14 protein-coding genes and 2 pseudogenes are annotated in these 21639 nt (G+C 42.8%); 9 read left to right on the forward strand and 7 right to left on the reverse strand.

What is annotated here, in order from left to right:
* Nucleotides 1–61: 61 nt before the first annotated feature.
* The 3 genes from mfd to C3420_RS03515 form a co-directional block, all read right to left on the reverse strand.
* Complete coding sequence (gene mfd / locus C3420_RS03505) at nucleotides 62–3520, reverse strand: transcription-repair coupling factor (RefSeq protein WP_103800215.1); 3459 nt, start codon at nucleotides 3518–3520, stop codon at nucleotides 62–64.
* Between the two features lie 122 nt (nucleotides 3521–3642).
* Nucleotides 3643–4002 (reverse strand): hypothetical protein, encoded by a 360-nt coding sequence (locus C3420_RS03510; protein ID WP_103800216.1) that lies wholly within the window; start codon nucleotides 4000–4002, stop codon nucleotides 3643–3645.
* A gap of 130 nt (nucleotides 4003–4132) precedes the next feature.
* Nucleotides 4133–5584 (reverse strand): aspartate ammonia-lyase, encoded by a 1452-nt coding sequence (locus tag C3420_RS03515; RefSeq protein WP_103800217.1) that lies wholly within the window; start codon nucleotides 5582–5584, stop codon nucleotides 4133–4135.
* A 409-nt stretch (nucleotides 5585–5993) separates the two neighbouring features.
* Between C3420_RS03515 and putP the strand changes: the two genes are divergently transcribed.
* Nucleotides 5994–7508: a sodium/proline symporter PutP gene (gene putP, locus C3420_RS03520; protein ID WP_103800218.1), complete on the forward strand. Its 1515-nt coding sequence runs from the start codon at nucleotides 5994–5996 to the stop codon at nucleotides 7506–7508.
* A 56-nt stretch (nucleotides 7509–7564) separates the two neighbouring features.
* On the opposite strand, the gene C3420_RS03525 is transcribed toward putP, so the two are convergent.
* Complete coding sequence (locus C3420_RS03525; RefSeq protein WP_004812716.1) at nucleotides 7565–8062, reverse strand: Lrp/AsnC ligand binding domain-containing protein; 498 nt, start codon at nucleotides 8060–8062, stop codon at nucleotides 7565–7567.
* A 118-nt stretch (nucleotides 8063–8180) separates the two neighbouring features.
* On the opposite strand from C3420_RS03525, the pseudogene putA reads away from it, so the two are divergent.
* The 4 genes and pseudogenes from putA to C3420_RS03545 all read left to right on the forward strand — a co-directional run bounded on the left by putA (nucleotide 8181) and on the right by C3420_RS03545 (nucleotide 14529).
* Nucleotides 8181–11933: pseudogene (gene putA / locus C3420_RS03530) on the forward strand (trifunctional transcriptional regulator/proline dehydrogenase/L-glutamate gamma-semialdehyde dehydrogenase).
* 173 nt (nucleotides 11934–12106) lie between these two features.
* Nucleotides 12107–13189, forward strand: a complete 1083-nt coding sequence (gene trmA / locus C3420_RS03535; RefSeq protein WP_004812711.1) for a tRNA (uridine(54)-C5)-methyltransferase TrmA — start codon at nucleotides 12107–12109, stop codon at nucleotides 13187–13189.
* Nucleotides 13190–13431: 242 nt separating this feature from the next.
* Nucleotides 13432–13656, forward strand: coding sequence for a hypothetical protein (locus C3420_RS03540; RefSeq protein ID WP_008305254.1), 225 nt, complete (start codon nucleotides 13432–13434; stop codon nucleotides 13654–13656).
* Nucleotides 13657–13959: 303 nt separating this feature from the next.
* Nucleotides 13960–14529: a lecithin retinol acyltransferase family protein gene (locus C3420_RS03545; protein WP_004812708.1), complete on the forward strand. Its 570-nt coding sequence runs from the start codon at nucleotides 13960–13962 to the stop codon at nucleotides 14527–14529.
* 33 nt (nucleotides 14530–14562) lie between these two features.
* Here the strand turns inward: C3420_RS03545 and C3420_RS03550 are convergent, their stop codons facing one another.
* Nucleotides 14563–15474, reverse strand: coding sequence for a bestrophin family protein (locus tag C3420_RS03550; protein WP_103800219.1), 912 nt, complete (start codon nucleotides 15472–15474; stop codon nucleotides 14563–14565).
* A gap of 148 nt (nucleotides 15475–15622) precedes the next feature.
* A complete protein-coding gene (locus C3420_RS03555) occupies nucleotides 15623–17350 on the reverse strand; it encodes a glutamine--tRNA ligase/YqeY domain fusion protein (protein WP_004812703.1) in 1728 nt (575 codons plus the stop codon).
* A gap of 477 nt (nucleotides 17351–17827) precedes the next feature.
* Here C3420_RS03555 and C3420_RS03560 point away from each other — a divergent pair, with 477 nt between their 5' ends.
* The 3 genes from C3420_RS03560 to C3420_RS03570 all read left to right on the forward strand — a co-directional run bounded on the left by C3420_RS03560 (nucleotide 17828) and on the right by C3420_RS03570 (nucleotide 19720).
* Nucleotides 17828–18337 carry a peptidylprolyl isomerase gene (locus tag C3420_RS03560; RefSeq protein ID WP_004812701.1) on the forward strand — a complete coding sequence of 170 codons (510 nt, stop codon included), beginning with the start codon at nucleotides 17828–17830 and terminating at the stop codon, nucleotides 18335–18337.
* A gap of 110 nt (nucleotides 18338–18447) precedes the next feature.
* On the forward strand, nucleotides 18448–19164 hold the full coding sequence (locus tag C3420_RS03565) for a UDP-2,3-diacylglucosamine diphosphatase (RefSeq protein ID WP_004812700.1): 717 nt from the start codon (nucleotides 18448–18450) through the stop codon (nucleotides 19162–19164).
* Between the two features lie 94 nt (nucleotides 19165–19258).
* Nucleotides 19259–19720: a super-infection exclusion protein B gene (locus tag C3420_RS03570; protein WP_228127319.1), complete on the forward strand. Its 462-nt coding sequence runs from the start codon at nucleotides 19259–19261 to the stop codon at nucleotides 19718–19720.
* Nucleotides 19721–19901: 181 nt separating this feature from the next.
* Here C3420_RS03570 and hpaI read toward each other — a convergent pair.
* Nucleotides 19902–20696 (reverse strand): annotated as a pseudogene (hpaI, locus tag C3420_RS03575) (4-hydroxy-2-oxoheptanedioate aldolase).
* Nucleotides 20697–20939: 243 nt separating this feature from the next.
* Here hpaI and nfsB point away from each other — a divergent pair.
* Complete coding sequence (gene nfsB / locus C3420_RS03580) at nucleotides 20940–21593, forward strand: oxygen-insensitive NAD(P)H nitroreductase (RefSeq protein WP_004812690.1); 654 nt, start codon at nucleotides 20940–20942, stop codon at nucleotides 21591–21593.
* Nucleotides 21594–21639: the final 46 nt, after the last annotated feature.

Genomic DNA, 21639 nt, shown 5'->3' on the forward strand with positions numbered 1-21639 from the left:
TCGCCATCGATTTAAACGAATGGTCAGAATTCCTTTTCTGAACCATTTTTTTAAAAACTTTTTAATGCAGCTCTTTCAGCAGGCTATTCAGTAAATCGTTTAAAAACTGAATACGTTTCTGATAGTCTTCGAGCATGACCATGACTTTCAGACGTTGCCCGCCATTCATCCGGAAATAGGTCGGATGTTTCTGCATCATCTGGATAATACTCATAGCCTGCACTGGCGTATCCGGAGCAAATTCGATATGCCCGCCCTGACCGCCAATGTCGATTTTGGTAATGCCCAGCTGTTCTGCTTTCAGACGAAGCTGATGCACTGCAAATAGCTGCTTCACTGGCTGTGGTGGAATGCCAAAACGGTCAATCAGCTCCATACGGATATTGTCGAGTTTGTCTTGGTTATTGGTATTACTGATACGTTTATAGAACAGCAGACGCTGATGTACATCCCTCAGATAGTCATCCGGAATCAAGGCTGGCATATGCAGATTAATTTCTGCCGTTAAAGATAATGGTGCATCAAAGTTCGGTGTCTTGCCCTTTTGAATGGCTTTGGTGGCTTTTTCCAGCATTTCCATATATAGGCTATAACCTATCGCCTGCATCGAACCACTTTGCTGTTCACCCAAGAGTTCACCTGCACCCCGGATTTCCAGATCTTCGGTTGCCAGCATAAAACCCGCGCCCAGATTTGAAGCCCGTTGAATCGCATCCAGGCGTTTTTCAGCATCGCCTTTTAAACCTTTTATCGATGGAACCAAGAGATAAGCATACGCCTGGTGATGGGAACGACCAACACGCCCCCGCAACTGGTGCAACTGGGCCAGACCGAGCTTATCCGCACGTTCAATAATGATGGTATTGGCACTCGGCACATCGATTCCGGTTTCAATAATAGTCGAGCACACCAGAACATTGTATTCCTTGTGATAGAACTGCTGCATGACCTGCTCCAGCTCACGTTCACGCATCTGCCCATGGGCAACAATGACACGCGCTTCTGGTACCAGTTCACGTAGGCTTTCTGCAGCACGGTCAATGGTATCCACTTCGTTATGCAGGAAATAAACTTGACCGCCACGCAGCAATTCACGCAAAATCGCCTCTTTAATGGTGTCATTGGTCTGTTCCTGAACGAAGGTTTTTACTGCCAAACGACGTGCTGGTGGTGTCGCGATTATTGAAAGATCACGCATACCACTAAAAGCCATGTTTAGGGTACGTGGAATTGGTGTTGCAGTCAGGGTCAACATATCCACATCGGCACGTAGAGCCTTAATACGTTCTTTGTCCCGCACCCCGAAACGGTGTTCTTCATCGACAATCATCAGGCCAAGATTGTTGAATTGGACATTTTCCTGCAAAATTTTATGCGTACCAATCACAATATCCACTTTGCCTTCTGCCAGGTCATCAATCGTTTTAGTATGTGCCTTAGAAGAACCGAAACGTGACAACACTTCAATGCGTACTGGCCAGTCCGCAAAGCGGTCTTTAAAGGATTCATAGTGCTGTTGTGCTAACAAAGTGGTTGGGACCAGAACTGCGACTTGACGGTTATTCTGCACCGCCACAAAAGCAGCACGCATTGCGACCTCAGTTTTCCCAAAGCCCACATCACCACAAACCAGACGATCCATTGGTTTGGCCTGCTGCATGTCATATAAAGTTGCTTCAATGGCATTGGCTTGATCTAACGTTTCTTCATAGGCAAAACCGCTGGCAAACTGCATATACAGGCTTTGATCCAGTTCAAAACTAATCCCGGGCTTGGATGAACGTCGTGCCTGTATATCCAGTAATTCGGCTGCGACATCGTGAATCTGTTCCAGTGCCTTACGTTTTGCTTTGCTCCAGGCATCTGTTCCGAGCTTATGTAGTGGTGCCAGATCAGGATCACCACCACTATAACGGCTGATCAGATGCAGATTGGTGACTGGTACATAAACCTTGGCATCATCGGCATAATCCAGTTGCAGGAATTCATGGTCCTGATCGTCAATGCTCAAAGTAATCAGGCCGGCATAACGCCCTACACCATAATCAATATGTACAACTGGGGCACCAATGGTCAGCTCGGTCAGACTGCGAATCAGGAATTCTTCGGATACTTCCTGTTGACGCTTGCGACGGCGCTGTACCACCCGATGTTCATAGAGCTGGTTTTCCGAAATCACAGTGATACGATCAGTCAAAACCAGACCACGTTCTAAGGGTGCACTGGTAATGGCAATCGCATGTAATGATGCGACAAAGGCATCAAAATTCTCGACAGTCGGGATATCACCCAGACTTGGACGCAGTGCATCTTTTAGAGTTTCTCGGCGACCTGCACTTTCAGCCACGAGTAGAACAGGATGATTAGCTGCATCGATATATTTTTTAACTTCGATGAATGGCTTTTCCCGTTTCGGATCGACCGGCAGTCGTGGCGGTGTCTGAGTATCCAGATTTATCACGCCAGCTTTTTCATCAAAAACATCTTGAGAGGCAATAATGCGACCAAACTGGTTCAATTGTTCCAGCACAAGATTAGTCTGGGTAAACAGCATTTCCGGAGGTAGAATTGGCTGATCCACATTATGACGGCGATCCTCATAACGACGTACCACCTCAGCCCAAAACTGGTTTAATGACTCTTCCAGACCGCGATCTGTAATGACAATGCCATTCTTTGGTAAGTATGAAGCCAAAGTGCTGTGAGCTTGCATCGCTTCTGCACTAAAGAAAAGCGGCATGTAAAACTCAATACCCGGCGAAGCAATACCATCCATGACATCTTGATACATCGGGTTTTTCTTGGGGTTTGCTGTCGGGAATAGCTCACCATAACGGTCCCGGAAAGTGGCGCGCCCTTCTTTCAGTGGAAATTCTTGTGCTGGTAATACGGTAAATTGTTCTAAAGTTTGCGTAGTGCGCTGGGTTTCCGGATCAAAAAATTTCAGCGTTTCAATTTCATCATCGAACAGGTCAATCCGGATCGGTGCATCCTGACCAGAGGCATAAATGTCCATGATGCTGCCGCGGACTGCAAATTCACCATGGTCATATACCGTATCAACCAGATGGTAACCCGCCTGAATCAGTTTTTTCTTTTGCTGTTCCAGATCAAGCTTTTGCCCGACACGAATATCAAAGTGTTCACCCAATACCCATGAGCTTGGTGCTACACGCTGTGCCAGCGTAGAAGCAGATAACAGCAACACCCCGGTTTGCGGCATATTGGAAAGAATTGCCAGACGTTCAGAGACAATGTCCTGATGCGGAGACAGACGGTCATAAGGCAAAATTTCCCAGTCTGGAAATATAGTCGGCTTGATGCCATAAAATTCCAGTTCACTTTCCAGCTGACCAAGGTGCTGATTATTGCGGGCCACAACCACAAATAACTGTTTATGCTGCTTGGCAATTTCCTTCAGCAATAATGCTGTGGATGATCCCTGCAGGTTGCCTAACCAGCGTCGTTCACCAGCCTTGAGTTGTTTTAAATTGAGTTGGGAAATTTCTTGTTGGAACATGTATATAGCTTTAAAGTCTAAACAACATATCCCTTATACTATCACGATGGTATCTGCGCATTTCGTTATTTTTATGCAGTCTTTGCTATCAGGAGAATAATGGTTTCTTTCCACTTCAAATGCTATTTTTTCTCACGCAGAAAATTTCGGTAGTAATCATTCAACTTTTCTACGATTACTTTAAATTGCAGCAAATTTTCTTCAGTATTGCCTAATCTTGAATTAAAACGTTGATTGGCAATTTCCAGATCAATTTTTTCATTAATGATCATAGCTGTAGAATATAATTCTTTCAAATCATTAAATGTTTTCATGCGTCGGTTAGACAGATATTCCAGTCTTTCACCTAGCTCCTGATTCAAGTTAATCCCATCCACGATATAGCCAGTTTCTTCGGTATATTGAATATTATTTTCTTCTAGATAAAGCTGTGCAGGAGAAGGTTTATTTGATTTGAATAAAGCGCTGATTTTATCAAACATGCTATGTTCCAAATTCATCGTGAGATTTATCTAGTCTAGATGAAAATGCCCCAAATCCACAGACTGGATTTGGGGCAAATGGTTAAAATCAGCACGATCCTATAAATCTTGATTCAAAGCCTTAAGAGCTTCAGGACACTTGTTCTAGCTGATTGATCTCGCTAGGTACTTCCGAGACCAGATTTTCAAAGGCAAAGATTTGATCTAACTGAGCCTGACTGAGCAGACCCAGCTCCAGTACGACTTGAGGCACAGTTTTATTTTCACGAATACACTGTTTTCCGATTTCATCACACATGGCATGCCCTAGTAGTGGTTCCAATAAAGTGATAATGCCGATGCTGCGCATTACAGCATTTAAACAGTTCTGCTCATTGGCCTGAATACCGGCAATACATTTTTGCTGTAGCGTCTGCATACCGTGGGTCAGCAATTGAATCGATTCATTTAAAGATACCGCGATGACAGGTTCCATGACATTGAGCTGTAATTGTCCAGCTTCCGCTGCCATGGTCACGGTCAGGTCATTGCCAATTACCCGAAATGCAATCTGATTCACCACTTCCGGAATCACTGGATTCACTTTGGCTGGCATGATCGAAGAACCTGCTTGTAATTCTGGCAAGCGGATTTCTGCCAAACCGGTACGTGGTCCAGAACTTAAAAGACGTAAGTCATTACAGATTTTGGACAACTTGACTGCCAGACGTTTCAGGCTGCTAGACAGAATAATGAATACGCCACAATCACTGGTCGCTTCTACATAATCTTCCGCGCCTTTTAAAGGCAGATCAGTAATGTGTGCCAAAGTTTCTACAGCACGCTTGGCATAACCCGTTGGTGTATTTACACCAGTTCCAATTGCTGTTGCACCCAGATTAACTTCCAGCAATAACTGACGCATCTGCTCAATCAGCTTAAAATCTTCTTTTAATAAAGTCGCAAAAGCGCGGAATTCCTGCTCCATAGTCATAGGAACGGCATCTTGCAATTGAGTACGGCCCATCTTGATCACATACTGAAATTCTGTAGCCTTACTATATAAAGTATCAATCAAAGATTTTTGCACATTGAGCAGTTCATCTAAACGTGTATAAGTCGCTAGACGCAGTGCCGTGGGATAGACATCATTGGTAGATTGCGATGTATTCACATGATCATTCGGATGCAGAATATGATATTCCCCTTTACGATGCCCCATCAGTTCCAGCGCACGGTTGGCAATCACTTCATTGGCATTCATATTGATGGAAGTCCCGGCTCCGCCCTGATAAGGATCCAATGGAAAAGCATCCTGCCAGTTTTCCGGATGTTGAATCAGCTCATCACAGGCTTGCTGAATGGCTGCACATTGTTGTTCTGAAATTTTCTGAAAATGTAGATTGGTTTGTGCAGACGCTTTTTTAACTTGTGCTAAAGCGCGGATAAAGTGTAATTGCTGTCCTACAGTTAAACCTGATATCTGAAAGTTTTCCAGCGCACGTATAGTATGAATTCCATAATAATTATGCTGTGGAATCTGTTTTTTACCCAATAAATCCTGTTCGATTCTATTCAAGTCAATTTGAAGCATATTGTCCATATTTTTTACTCTTGGCGATGATGCACTTTAATGGTGCTCTTTCACTATGCGCGGAGTGGTCAGAAACAAATAGAAATCTTTTAAGTGATATTTGCAACAAAATATGTCTAGTTCGCATTTGCTGTTAGTTTTGTAACTTTGTGTAATAAAATAACAAAAGTTTAATGATTTTAACTATTTATTAAAAATTAGCCTCTTAGCTCTAAATTAGACTATTCTTGGCTTTATTTAGCCATTTTAAATTTCATAAGATTATATTTAAAAAATCAAATCTACATAAAGCATACATAAAAACTGCTTAACTGTTACAGAGTGTAATTTTTAAACCGTGTTTGAATCACTGCCCTGTGAACGCAGTACAAAAAATTATCCCGGATGATGATGTGCAATATTTAAGGATACTCTGCCTATGAGCTCGCTAAACCCGACACTGATTACTTTTCTGTTTTATATCGTCGCCATGATTGGAATTGGTTTATACGCCTATCGTGCGACGTCCAATTTTGATGAATATATTCTGGGTGGGCGAAGTCTGGGCAGTGTAGTAACTGCACTTTCGGCAGGCGCCTCCGACATGAGCGGCTGGCTGCTGATGGGTCTGCCTGGTGCAATTTACCTGTCTGGCTTGTCTGAAGTCTGGATTGCGATTGGTCTGATTATTGGTGCCTGGCTGAACTGGCTCCTGGTGGCTGGCCGCTTGCGTGCCCACACCGAATACCAGAACAATGCCCTGACATTGCCCGATTATTTTACCAGCCGTTTTTCGGATAAGAAGCGGATTTTACGCTTGCTCTCTGCAATCGTAATTCTGGTGTTCTTTGCGATTTACTGTGCTTCCGGCATGGTTGCAGGTGCACGCTTATTTGAAAGCCTGTTTGGCTGGGACTATACCACTGCACTCTGGCTCGGTGCTGTTGCCACGATTCTGTATGTGTGTATCGGTGGATTTCTGGCGATCAGCTGGACCGATACCCTTCAGGCCGGTTTGATGATTTTCGCCTTGTTAATTACCCCGATCATTACCTATCTGGCATTGGGTAATAATGCTCAACAGGTCGGTACATTGCTTGAAACAGCCCGTCCACATGCATCCAATATGCTGGAAGGTCTGAGTATGGTGGCGATTATTTCAAGTTTGGCATGGGGCTTAGGCTATTTTGGCCAACCGCATATTTTAGTGCGTTTTATGGCGGCAGATTCGGTAAAAACCATTCCCGCTGCACGTCGTATCGGCATGACCTGGATGATCCTGTGTCTGGTGGGTGCAATGTCTGCAGGTTATATCGGAATTGCTTATTTTGCAGTCAATCCTGATTTACCTGCTGCAGCGATCGTGAACCAGAATCCTGAAACAGTCTTTATGGAACTGACCAAAATCCTGTTTAATCCTTGGGTGGCTGGCATCGTTTTGGCTGCAATTCTGGCTGCGATTATGAGTACTTTAAGCTGTCAGCTGCTGGTCTGTTCTACAACTCTTACCGAAGATTTATACAAAGGTTTCCTGCGTAAAAATGCTTCGCAAAAAGAACTGATCTGGGTTGGCCGTGGCATGGTGATTGTGATTTCCCTGATTGCAATTTCCTTGGCAATCAATCCGAATAGCAAAGTTCTTGGTCTAGTAGCTTACGCGTGGGCAGGCTTTGGTGCAGCGTTTGGTCCATTGATCATCTTTTCGCTGTTCTGGAAACGCATGACTCTCAATGGCGCAATTGTTGGCATGATAGTAGGTGCAGTAACCGTAATTGCCTGGAAAAATTATATGGGCGATACAGGTCTGTACGAGATTATTCCCGGATTTATTCTGGCAGCGCTTAGCATTGTGATTGTTAGTTTGCTAGATAAAGCTCCAAGTCACGATGTAGTCAATCGTTTTGAACTGGCGAAAGCCGAATATCAAAAAGAAATGGCAGAAATAAAGAAATAATCTTTCTATTTCAAAAACTAAAAGGGACTTTATGTCCCTTTTGTTTTATCAGCATTTTATACTTTAGCTTTGGCAGGTACTTTCAGCTTGATCTGCTGGGTTTCCTTAATTACTTCCATCACCGGATAACTGCGGGTTTCTTTTACGCCCGGCAACTGCCACAGAATATCTCCGGAAATTTTACGGAATTCATCCATATTCGCACAGCGGATTTTTACTACAAAATCAAAGCCACCACTGATCATATGACATTCCACAATATCCGGAATATGCTGCACTGCTTCAGAAAATTCTTCCAGTACATTCGGTGTAGTTTTATCCAGCAGTATCTCGACAAAAACTACAAAACCGTTATTCAGCTTGACCGGATTCAGACGGGCTTCATAACCGAGAATAAATCCTTCCTTGGTCAATTTCTGCACCCGTGCCAGTACTGCTGTTGGTGACAGGTTCACCATTTCTGCCAGTTTGATATTGGAAATTTTCGATTCAGATTGCAGCAAATCAAGAATACGAATATCTATTCGGTCAAGGCTTACATATGGGCTATTCATTAGAATTATTCTCTAACAATGATACAAACTATAGTGAGATATTCGTCAATTATTTTGGGATTATAGATTAAAACTCATTCAACTCAAAGAACCGTTTGACGCAGTACAGGAAGTCACTATGTCCACCATCCTACGCCTAAATTCGCACTCGAATGCCATGCAGCAATCGAATTATATTGCTGAATTTAGGGATAAAAATGAATATGAACAGCGCATTAATTCTGCATGGCGACGTGCAGAATCCGAGTGCGTGGAAACCCTGCTGGAACATAGTGAAATTTCCTCGGAACTGACGGACAAAATCCAGAACCTGGCTTTTGATCTGGCGCATTCCTTACGTGAACGTAAAGGTTCAGGTGGCAAGGCCGGCATTGTGCAAGGGCTATTATAGGAATTTTCGCTGTCTTCTCAGGAAGGTATCGCATTGATGTGTCTGGCAGAAGCCTTGCTGCGTATTCCGGATACGGCGACCCGCGACCTACTAATTCGTGACAAGATCAATCAGGGCAACTGGAAAGAACATCTCGGGCAAAGCCAGCTGATGTTTGTCAATGCTGCGGCCTGGGGACTGATGCTGACCGGAAAGCTGATGGAAACCCCACAACAGAAAAGCCTGTCAAGCCTGTTAACTGGCCTTTTGGCACGCAGTGGCCGTGGCATTATCCGCAAGACGGTCGATGTGGCGATGCGTATGATGGGTGAACAGTTTGTGACTGGCGAAACCATTGATGAAGCACTGAAAAATGCCGAACGTCTGGAAGAAAAAGGTTTCCAATATTCTTATGACATGCTGGGTGAAGCAGCACTAACCGATCCGGATGCAGAACGTTATTATCAGGATTATCAAAATGCAATTCATGCCATCGGTCAGGCATCAACAGATAAAGATGTTTATAACGGCCCGGGTATTTCCATTAAACTGTCTGCGCTGCATCCACGTTATCAACGCTCACAGATGGATCGTGTTAATGATGAACTGTATAGCAAAGTACTGAATCTGGCGGTTCTGGCGAAAAAGTACAATATCGGTCTGAATATCGATGCGGAAGAAACCGAGCGTCTGGAAATTTCCTTAGAGCTTTTAGAACGCCTGTGTTTTGAACCGACACTCAATGACTGGAAAGGCATTGGTTTCGTGATTCAAGCCTACCAGAAACGCTGCTTCTATGTAGTGGATTATATTATCGATCTGGCTAAACGCAGCCAGAAACGCCTGATGATCCGTCTGGTCAAAGGTGCGTATTGGGACAGCGAGATCAAAAAAGCCCAGATCGAAGGTATGGCGGATTATCCGGTATTTACCCGCAAGGTACATACTGACCTGTCCTATATTGCCTGCGCACGTAAACTGCTGGCAGAACCCGATTATATCTACCCGCAATTTGCCACTCACAATGCACAAACTGTTGCAACCATTTACCAACTTGCCAATCCGGAACGCTACTATGCCGGTCAATACGAGTTTCAGTGCCTGCACGGCATGGGTGAACCGCTATATGAAAATGTGGTCGGTGACAAAGCGGCTGGCAAGCTAGGTATTCCATGTCGTATCTATGCCCCAGTCGGCAATCATGAAACCCTATTGGCTTATCTGGTACGCCGTCTGCTGGAAAATGGTGCCAATACTTCTTTCGTGAATCGCATCGCGGACAAAAGCTTAAAAGTTGAAGATCTGATCGAGAATCCTCGTCAGACAATTATAAAGACCGCTCAACAGGAAAATGTATTGGGTACCAAACATCCTCATATTCCCTATCCTCAAGATCTTTATGGCACACGTATCAATTCATCTGGACTGGATCTGGCCAATGACGCGGAACTCAATGCTTTAAATGAAGTTGCAGCAAGTCTGGCTGATACCCAGTTCCAGGCAGCAGCAATGGGCACAGCTTTTTCAGAGCCAGATACAAGTAATACTCTACAGGTGATCAACCCGGCACAGCATCAGGATGTGGTCGGTACCGTTTATGAAGCAACGACTGAACAGGCAGAAATTGCCCTGATCCAAGCTGCCAATGCACAACATTTCTGGGCCAATCTGCCAAAGAATAAACGTGCCGCCTGTCTGAATAAAGCCGCCGAGCTGATGCAGCAACGCCTGCTGCCCCTGATGGTTCTGCTATCGCGTGAAGCTGGTAAAACCTATGCCAATGCCATTGCCGAAGTACGTGAAGTGATTGACTTCCTGCGTTATTATGCTGGTCAGATGTCAGATCTGTCTGAAAATGTCCATATCCAGCCTTTGGGCACCGTACTGTGTATTAGCCCCTGGAACTTTCCGCTGGCGATTTTCACCGGCCAGATTTCTGCAGCATTAGTAGCGGGCAATACGGTAATTGCCAAACCGGCTGAGCAGACTCCGCTAATTGCTGCCCAAGCTGTACAAATTCTCTGGGAAGCTGGCATTCCACAAGATGTATTGCAACTGTTGCCCGGTCGTGGTGAAACCATTGGTGCCCAGCTGAGTCAGGACTCCCGCATTCAAGGCATCATGTTTACCGGTTCTACCGAAGTAGCAAAAATTCTGCAAAAAACTGTAGCCAAACGGTTAAACCAGTTTGGTGAAAGTGTAACCCTGATTGCCGAAACTGGTGGCCAGAATGCCATGATTGTCGATTCATCTGCATTGACCGAACAGGTAGTGCTGGATGTAGTTAACTCTGCTTATGATAGTGCCGGTCAGCGTTGTTCTGCCCTGCGTGTATTGTGTGTACAGGAAGATAATCTGGACACTGTACGCCATATGTTAAAAGGTGCCATGCAGCAGTTGCGTGTTGGCAATCCAGTTCTGCTTAAAACCGATATTGGTCCGGTCATTGATGCCGAAGCCCAGCAGAACATTCAGAAGCATATTGACCAGATGCGCAGCAAAGGCCATAAAGTCCATCAATTGATGTTTAATCAGGATGCGTCTGAACTGGCTCAAGGCACCTTCATTCCGCCTACCTTAATTGAACTGCCAAACCTGAATGATCTGGAACGTGAAGTTTTTGGTCCGGTGTTACATTTGATTAGCTATAAAGCTGGCCAACTGCCACAGTTGCTAGATCAGATCAACAGTAAAGGTTATGGCCTGACTATGGGTTTACATACCCGGATCGATGAAACCATGCAGACTGTGATCTCGAAAGCACATGTCGGCAACCTGTATATTAACCGCAATATTGTCGGTGCAGTCGTTGGGGTACAGCCATTTGGTGGTGAAGGTCTATCCGGCACTGGTCCAAAAGCCGGTGGTCCACTTTATATTTACCGTTTAATGCATCAGGTATCTGAGAAAAAGTTAGCTCAACCTTATGCGATGAATTCTGCTCAGGCAACGCTTGAAAATCCATTGCTACAGGAATTTAAAGCCTGGGTATATAAAACTTTCCCAACAATTTCCTTAACCACTCCGGCTAAAATCACAACTAGGCACAGTTTTAGCCTGCAAGGTCCAACAGGTGAAGAAAACCAGTACATGATCTTGCCACGTGAAAGTGTATTATCTCTGGCAACGAATGATGCTGATCAGATTCAGCAATTACTAGCGATTTTATCGGTGGGTAGTCGCCCGGCTGTACTGGCAGACAATACTTTCATACTTAAACATTTACAAAGTATGCCAGCAAAAGTTGTAAAGGCCATTAAAGTGATTAAAGATATCGAATCTGGTGATTTCGAAGCTGTACTGCATCATGGTGATGTTTCTGCACTGATTGATCTGCAGCAGCGTATTGCAACACGTCAAGGTCCAATTGTAGGTATTACTCATCTAAGTTCCGGAAATTATGAGATTCCAGTGGAACGTTTTGTAATTGAACGTGCAATTAGCATTAATACCGCAGCAGCAGGTGGCAATGCCAGTCTGATGACCATGTCAGGCTTATAAACAGCTTTATCACTTATTTTAATTTCTTTCCTCTTAAGGCCAAATCTCTCCCCTTTGTAGATTTGGCTTTTTTTTAGCAGCTTTTCCAGCCTGTTTCCCTGAATAGTCTTAGGCAGAACAGCAATTTTTTGCTACCATCTTGGCTTTCAAAATATTTGCGATTTTTACTGCATATGACCTCATCTTATCAGCAACAACTGGATGCCAAAGTTGAACGCATTAGCGCGCAATTTGCCGAATATCAACCACCTGCTTTAGAAGTATTCGAATCACCTGAACAGTACTATCGCATGCGTGCTGAGTTTCGGATATGGCATACTGAAGATGACCTGTTTTATGCCATGTTTGAACGTGATGAGAACAATAATAAAAAAGTCATCCGTATTGATGAGTTTCCGGTTGCCGACCGCAGTATTAATGCCTTAATGCCACTCTTATTGGCAGCACTTAAGGCTGAGCCTATTTTATCAAATCGTCTCTTTGAAGCGCATTTTCTTGCCACTTTAAAAGGTGAAATGTTGGTATCACTGGTTTATCGTTGCCCACTGACTGCTGAATGGGAAGCTGCAGCTAAAGCCATATCAGAACAACTCAATATTAAGATTTTTGGTCGTAGTCGTGGGCAGAAAGTCATTTTAACTGATGACTATGTTGTTGAAGAATTGACTGTGTTCGATCGCAAGTATCAATATAAGCAAATTGAAAGCAGTTTTACTCAACCCAATGCGCAAGTCTGCCAGAAAATGCTGGAATGGGCATGCAATGCTGCACAGCAGTCTGATAAAGACCTATTGGAGCTTTACTGTGGTAATGGCAACTTTACCTTACCACTCTCTACCTGCTTCCGTCGTGTATTAGCGACCGAACTGGCGAAATCTTCAGTCTATGCAGCTGAATGGAATATTCAGCAGAACGGTATCGACAATATTCAGGTGGCTCGTCTGTCTGCTGAAGAATTCACCCAAGCCTATAACGGTGAACGTGTGTTCCGTCGTTTGCAAGAAGCCAAAATTGATATTTCAACTTATGACTTTGATACCGTCTTTGTCGACCCACCACGTGCCGGTATTGATGATGAAACACTCAAGTTACTGCAGCGCTTCGAACGTATCATCTATATTTCTTGCAATCCAGATACATTGCATGACAATCTGAAACAGCTGTCTCAGACGCATAAAATTACTAAATTTGCCCTGTTCGATCAGTTCCCATATACCCATCATGTGGAGTCAGGTGTGCTGCTGGAAAAACGCTAAAAATATTGTTTCAATTTATTTTTTTGTTACATAAATGGAGTTTCTAATAGCTCCATTTTTTGTTTTTAAAATAATGGACTTATACATGAATTCCATTATTTCAACTGAATAATATCGTTTGAAACACCGGCTGCAATCGGAAATTTTGAAGACCGTTTGCTGCTTTTATCACATAGGTCCTATTGCTTTATTTATTTAATTGGCTATATTTCAAGCTATGTTAGATCATGTATGAAGGCTCTATGAGTTTTTGGCAAAAGTTGTTCACTGCTGAACAACAAAATGAACACAAGAATCAAATTGCTTGTGTTGAAAATGACTGCGCTTGTAAGTCAAATGAACAGCTTCTTGAAGCATTGGCAAAAGCAACTGATGAAGACGTGATTGTCGGTATCAAAAAAGTTCTCGCTTCTCGCGGCTATAGCCGTAAGGAACTGAATGAACTGCAGCACTTGCCATTACAGTAGTGGTCAGGCTTTATTTTAAAAAAGCATTTGTGAAAGCAAATGCTTTTTTATTGGCTGGAACTTTTAAATAGAAGCATTATTCAATCTGTATGTTCTGCTCTAGCTCTTGTCTTGGTTGAGTAGTGATCCTCAATAGTGCTTAGGCTATTTTAATCTTAAGCTTTCTACTTTTTTTCATCATTCCATTATTAACACAACTGATCAGTTCGCTGATTTTTCAGACATAAACATCGATAAAATCACAAAAACCCGTTAAACTTGGTTTCTTGAAACATTTGTACATCAATTGGCATTCAGTGGCATATGCAACAAACTCAACGTTTTCCCTTAGGTGCTCACCTTATGGTCAAACACTTCGGCTATACCCATCATGGTATTTATGCCGGACGAGGTCGTGTGATCCATTATTCCGGTTTTGCGCACTTATTTAAAAAGCATCCGATTGAAATTACCTCGATTGACAAGTTTAGTCATGGTAAACCAATCCAAGTTCAGGAATATGCACATACCAAATACAAAGGCCGTAAAGTTGTGCGTCGTATGCGTTCACGCATGCATGAAAATAATTATCATCTGATTATCAATAACTGTGAACATCTATGTACCTGGGCGATTACTGGCGTGGAAAGCAGCCCGCAGGTGATCCGCATGATGAACCGTCTGACCACCATTGGTTATATCAGTTCGATGATGAGCTTCATGAACAGTATGTTCCTGACATTAACCACCACTTGCTTTGCATTGGCACTATATATTAAAAAGAAATTACGCGACAAAGCAAAACGACGCTTACAGCAATACCGTGAGCTACAGGAACAATTCCAGGAACATACTCAGCAACCTGAAAAAACGCTAATTAAAAGCCCCAAATAAATGGGGCTTTTAATATGGACAAAAATAACCAAATTAACTCAGATGCTCTTTCCAAGGCCTTAAAGGTTCAGGTATTTCCCGTCCTATAGAACTTAAAGTTTCCCGTTCGACCAAGCGCACGATTGAATCAAGCGCCAGGTCATTGTCCTGTAGTCCAAAAGGTTCTTCTAGCTCGGCACTCAACTCATCCAGGCCTAAAAACAGATAGGCAATCAATGCCACCAGGACTGGCGTCCATAATCCCAAGTTGGCTTCTAGGCTGAAAGGCAGAATAAAACAGAAAGAATATACTGCTCGATGCAACAGTACGGAATAAGAAAATGGCAACGGCGTCGACAGAATCCGGTCGCAACCTGCCTGAATATTTCCGAGCTCTACCGTATGCTGATTAAGGTTATTATAAATAATATCGGAGATCTGCCCTGATCGATAACATTCTACTAACTGTTTCTGCATCTGTTCCAGCACCCATTGTGCAGGATTAACCTGCTGCTTGATCTGACTGAAAGCAATTGGATCAAACTGAGTATCAGGCTGGTAATGCTCAATATTACTCTCTTGCTGACGCAAACGATCGCGCAATAAATGGGTAAACAGCATCATCCGGTATAAGAGCAATTCCCTGTTTTCAGTATCGAGTATGTGAGTATCCCGACTCAAGTGACGCGTGGTGGCAATCAATGCACCCCAAAGCTTACGCCCCTCCCACCAGCGATCATAACAGGCGGTATTCCGAAAACTCAGGAAGATCGAAAGAATTACCCCGAAGATGGTGAAGCCAATTGCAGGGACTGCAGGCAGGCTAAAAAAGTGCTCCCGGCTTAAATACACCAATACCCCAGAAATCAAAATTACTGACATAAGTGCGGGTAATACCTTAGGCAAAATGGTGCCATGCCACGCAAACAGCAGACTAAAACTATTACTTTTATCACGGACGATCATGTTTTTGTTTTACTCTCCATAGAAATAGCCCAACCGAAGTTGGGCTATCTAAAGGTATTAGAACCAAACTGTTTTGAATCCGCCGAGGCCAATTGGTTTCCTTGACAGGAAATGATCAATACAATTTAAGTCACTAGGCCGAAATAACTTATTTACCTGGCTTAAAGCTGTCTTTCAGGTCCAGAATACGGTTAAACACTGGCTTTTCACTTGAGTGATCGTATTGGTCTGCTACAAAATAACCTTCACGCTCAAACTGGAAGCGGTCTTCCGGTTTAGCCTCTGCAAGTGCTGGCTCAATCACGGCTTGTACCACTTTCAATGACTCAGGGTTCAGGTTCGCCAGGAAATCATCCCCAGTTTCTGGATCAGATTCAGTGAAGAGACGGTCATAAATACGAACTTCTGCAGGAATACCTTTCGTTGCAGATACCCAGTGAATTACACCTTTGACTTTACGGCCTTCAGGGTTTTTACCTAAAGTTTCAGGATCAATTGAACATTTCAGCTCAACCACTTCACCATTTTCATCTTTAATCACTTCATCACACTTGATGACATAAGCATGACGAAGACGCACTTCACCGCCAGGAATCAGACGTTTAAAGCCTTTAGGTGGTTCTTCTTCAAAGTCTTTACGATCAATGTAAATTTCAGAGGTCAATGGAATCACACGCTCGCCCATATCCACATTTGGGTGACGAGAATGCGTCAGATCCATATCCGCTGGCAGATTGGTTAAAGTCACTTTTAGTGGATTAAGTACTGCCATACCACGTGCAGCCGCATTTTCCAGAGACTGGCGAATGCAATACTCCAGCATCGCTACATCAACAATACTGCCATCAACCTTAGATACACCTACACGCTTACAGAAGTCACGCAGACCTTCCGGGGTGAAACCACGACGGCGCATACCCACGACAGTTGGCATACGTGGGTCATCCCAACCATTCACATATCCGCCTTCAACCAGTTTACGCAACTTACGCTTAGAAGTAATGGTGTAGTCGACATTCAGACGGCTTGATTCATACTGACGTGGAACAGCTGGTGATTGAACTTTCTCGATCACCCAGTCATAGAATGGACGGTGATCCTGAAATTCTAGTGTACATAAAGAGTGTGTTACACCTTCAATGGCATCTGATAATGGATGCGCATAGTCGTACATTGGGTAGATTTTCCATTTGTCGCCAGTCTGATGGTGTTCAGAATGCAGGATGCGATACAGAATCGGATCACGCATATGCACGTTTGGAGATGCCATGTCGATCTTGGCACGAAGCACAGCCTGACCTTCCGCAAACTCGCCATTGCGCATTTTCTCAAAACGCTCTAGGTTTTCAGCAACAGTGGCATCACGTTGTGGCGAGTTTTTACCTAGTTCTACAAAGTTACCGCGATTTAACTTGATTTCTTCTGGAGACTGTAAGTCCACATAGGCATCACCCTGTTCGATCAGTTGAATAGCCCAGGTATAAAGCTGATCAAAATAGCTCGATGCATAGCGCGGCTCACCATTCCATTCAAAACCTAACCATTTCACATCATTGGCAATACCATCAACATATTCTTGTTCTTCAGCATCCGGGTTGGTATCGTCAAAACGCAGATTACATAAACCATTAAATTCTTGAGCAATACCAAAGTTCAGACAGATCGCTTTTACATGTCCGATATGCAGGTAACCATTTGGCTCAGGTGGGAAACGTGTCACCACTTGTTGGGTACGGCCTGCTTCTAAATCATCAGTGATGACCTGGCGCACAAAATCTAAGCCCGGTTGTTGTTCCTGCTGCTGCGCTGAATCGACTGCATTCTTGTTTTGGGTCGGGTTCTCGGGCAGAGATGTAACAACATCATTTGGCTTCATGATCAATCATTCACTTCTAAAGTTAAAATTAAGGGTTTTATGTCCTGTTACGGGAGGCTTTAGACATGCCGTAAAACATAAACTAAAGTCCCCTAGTTTAACTTTAGGTGATCAATCTCTCAACTGCTAACTGTGGCATTTGTTTTCTATTCAATCATTTTAAAATGATGAGGCTAGGTCTGCTGCAATTGCATACAAATTTGGACGAATGATCCGGAAGTTTTTCATAAATCTAATCGCATGTCGCTGTTTAAGAAAATAAACATACTCTTGCAAAAAAATTTGTCATTGTTAATTGGTAACGCGCAGGCAACCATCTGGATTTGCCTGCTGGAACAATGCATAAATAAGATACGATTTTCAGAATTTTATCCGAGAAAAGTATATTTTTGCTTGCCTTGTCGATTACAGTTTGCTTATGCTTCTCTCATTCAAAAAAACCCATGACTTCAAAGGTCATGATCAGGAGATTACACAATGAGTTTTCCTCAAGTCGAATTAAACACCAATAAAGGTCGTATTGTTCTTGAATTAAACGCTGAAAAAGCACCTAAAACAGTGGCAAACTTCTTAGAATATGTACGTGACGGTTTTTATGATGGCGTAATTTTCCACCGCGTTATTGATGGTTTTATGATTCAAGGCGGCGGCATGGACGAAAACTTCAAAGAAAAAGCAACGCGTGACGCGATTGAAAACGAAGCTGACAACGGCCTGAGCAACGACGTTGGTACCATTGCAATGGCACGTACTCAAGCACCTCACTCTGCTTCTGCTCAGTTCTTCATTAACGTGAAAAACAACGCTTTCCTTAACCATACTGGCAAAACTGCACAAGGTTGGGGTTATGCAGTATTTGGTAAAGTTGTTGAAGGCATGGACGTTGTTGACGCAATCAAAGGTGTTCGCACTGGTAACCGTGGCTACCACGCTGACGTTCCACTAGAGAACGTTGTAATCGAATCCGCAAAAATCATTTCTGAATAAAAAACGTCCTCTCCGTTCTTTATGAGTTTTAAAGCGATGCTTTAAAACGGTGTAATAGAAAATCCCTCATATGAATGAGGGATCTAGAGAGGAATAAAAGGAAAAGATTTGTGACCCATCTGTTTATCGCCGATTTACATTTGTCACCTGATCACCCTCGACTCGTTCGGGGGTTTTTAGATTTATTAAATGCCTATAAAGATAAGAATACCCAACTCTATATTCTGGGTGACTGGTTTAATGCCTGGATTGGTGACGACTATACCGCTCCTTGGCTGGATGAAATTATTGAGCATTTAAAACAGTTTACCAAAGCGGGTAATCAGGTTTATTTTCTAGTCGGTAATCGTGACTTCGCTTTGGGCAAAGATTTTCTAAATCAGTTCACAGGACACCTCTTGCCCGATGTTCAGTTCTTAACGATTACTGACAAAAAGATTCGTATAGAACATGGCGACGAACTCTGCACTGATGACATCAGCTACCAAAGATTCCGTAAAATTATCCGTCATCCCTGGTTAGTCGGCTTTTTAAGAAAAATGCCGTTGTCTTTTCGTGCCCAGTTGGCACAAGGTTTCCGCAAGAAAAGCCATGAAGCGCAGCAATTCAAAAGCTATGAGGTTATGGACGTAAATCAAGATGCTGTTAACACCGCACTACAAGATGTCGATCTGCTGATTCATGGTCATACTCATCGTGCCAATATTCATGATGTAAATGGCAAAAAGCGGATTGTCTTAGGCGACTGGCGAGAAGAATCTGCACAGATTCTTGAGCTTTCTGGTGATTCTGAGCAAGAAATACAGCTGATGACCTGGCATTACTAAATATAGCGGAATTACGACTAAGAAAATTCACTTGCTCTTTATTAAAATGATCAGTTATCATTCAATTAATTTTATTATTTTTCATACACATAAAATGAAATCCAGTTTTCAAAAAGCTAATAGTATATTTCTTATATTTGTGTCCTTAATATTTGCAGTTTCTACTCTTGAAATTGACCCAAATCTAAGTCAATTTGTTAATAGCTACTTCACATTTTTATTAATTATATTCCTCATAAGTCTCTCATTTTTGATATATGACCTCATTGTTTTTCTAAAACGTCAAAAAGAACAACGAGATTTAATTTCAAAACTACAAAAAGAATTTATCAATTCTTTGACAAAATTATCTTATGAAGAGAAGAATATTCTGTCATTATTTATGGATGGAAAAGTTCAAGAAAAGAGTTTAAATTCTAATGATCAAGCAGTAGCTTGGCTTGAAGCGGTGAAGTTTATTTACAACACTGGAAGGCTAGAAGGTAATAAAAAAATTTATCGCATTGAACCTACTCTTTCAAAATATTTAATGCAAAATCCTAATACACTTTACTAATAAAAAGCCCTGAATTAATTAAGGCTTTTTATTTTAGGTGATTATGTAAGTACATAATGTGAAAAACTGTTTCATCAAGGTCCTGCTGAAGCTAACTTAAAAAACTGAGTTACTAAATCTAAGACAAATAAAAAGCAACTGTAATCAGTTGCTTTTGCTATTTTGGAAAATACTAAGTGGACTAATATCCACCTTCAGATTTCACTACTTCAGTACCCGGCTTATATTTAGATAATAGTTCACGCAAAGAATTCATCAGTACACTGGTATCCACGCCGACCGCAACAAATTCAGCACCCAAATCGAGATATTTTTGAGTAATATCATGTTGTGTCGACAGAATACCGGCCGCTTTACCAGCAGCACGAATCCGCTGAATCGCGTCAATCACGGCTTTTTGAACTTCAGGATGATTTGGATTGCCTTGATACCCCATGGTCGCAGACAGATCCACTGCCCCAATAAAAACACCATCAATACCATCAACCTTTAAAATTTCATCCAGATTTTCCAGACCTTTTACCGATTCAATCTGAATCAACAGACAGATATCTTCGTGGTCGGTTTGGTACTAATTCGGAATACTATTCCAGCGAGTAGCACGTGCCAGTGCTGCACCAACACCCCGGATCCCTTCTGGTGGATAACGTACCGCTTTTACCATCAGCTCGGCCTGTTCAACCGTTTCAACCATGGGGATGAGTAAGCTTTGCGCGCCAATATCCAGAAGCTGCTTGATGAGCTGTACACTGCCAATGGGTGGGCGTACCACTGCCTGCGATGGATAGGCTGCAATACTTTGTAGTTGCGATAACGTGGTTCTTAAATCACTAGGTGCATGCTCACCATCAATCAGCAGCCAGTCATAGCCGGCATTGGCAGCAATTTCTGTACCGTAAGCATCTGCCAGACCGACCCATAACCCGATTTGCTGTTTAGTTTTGAGTTTTCTTTTGAAGTAATTGGTGTATTGCATACGCCCGCTCGCTTGCATGTTATTGCTTATAAGCTTATTAAACGCCTCTTGGCAAAAAGTGCCAATAGTGAAAAGCTCTTTTATTATTAGCCAAAGCTCTAAGTGCTGACACTATAAATAGTAGATATCTGCACAACTTATGCTTTGCCTGAAGGAAATTTATTGTAATAATCCACTTCACTTACAGTATGACTTTACTGTGTGCCCCCATCCAAGATCAACAAAGACGAATGGAGTCCAGTTATGGATTTACTTAGGGTTTCTGAATCTCGTTATACGACAAAGGCTTATGATCCATCCAAGAAAATCCCGCAGGAACAGTTTGATCGTTTGACCGAGATTCTTCGCCTAGCTCCTTCTTCAATTAATATCCAGCCCTGGCATTTTTTTATCGCTGACCATGCGGATGCCAAAGCACGTATTGCCAAGGCTTTAGTGGGTACATATGCATATAATGCACCAAAAGTATTGGATTCTTCGCATACAATTCTTTTCTGCACCAAAGCTGACATTACTGAGCAGCATTTAAATAATCTTCTGGAACGTGATGATGTACTCGGCCGTTTTAAAGATGAAACCGCCAAAGAAGCACAGCGCAATACCCGTACAGGTTATGTTGAATATTACCGTAATGAAAAAGGAGATATTCAGCGTTGGGCGGAAAACCAGACCTTTATTGCACTGGGTCAAATGTTAATTGCTGCAGCAATCGAAGGTGTAGATGCAACACCCATTGGTGGCTTTGATGAAGGCATTCTTACTGAAGAATTGAAGCTCAATGAACAAGGCTTGATTCCATCTGTAATTATGACTTTGGGTTACCGCAGTGAAAATGATTTCAATGCCAAGCTGCCAAAATCCCGTCTGAAAGCTGAAGATGTTTTCACCAAACTGTAAGAATTTTATGCTATAAAAGGGGCGCAAAGCCCCTTTACTTGTCATT

This window comes from Acinetobacter sp. ACNIH3, from assembly GCF_002918965.1.
GTDB lineage: Bacteria > Pseudomonadota > Gammaproteobacteria > Pseudomonadales > Moraxellaceae > Acinetobacter > Acinetobacter schindleri.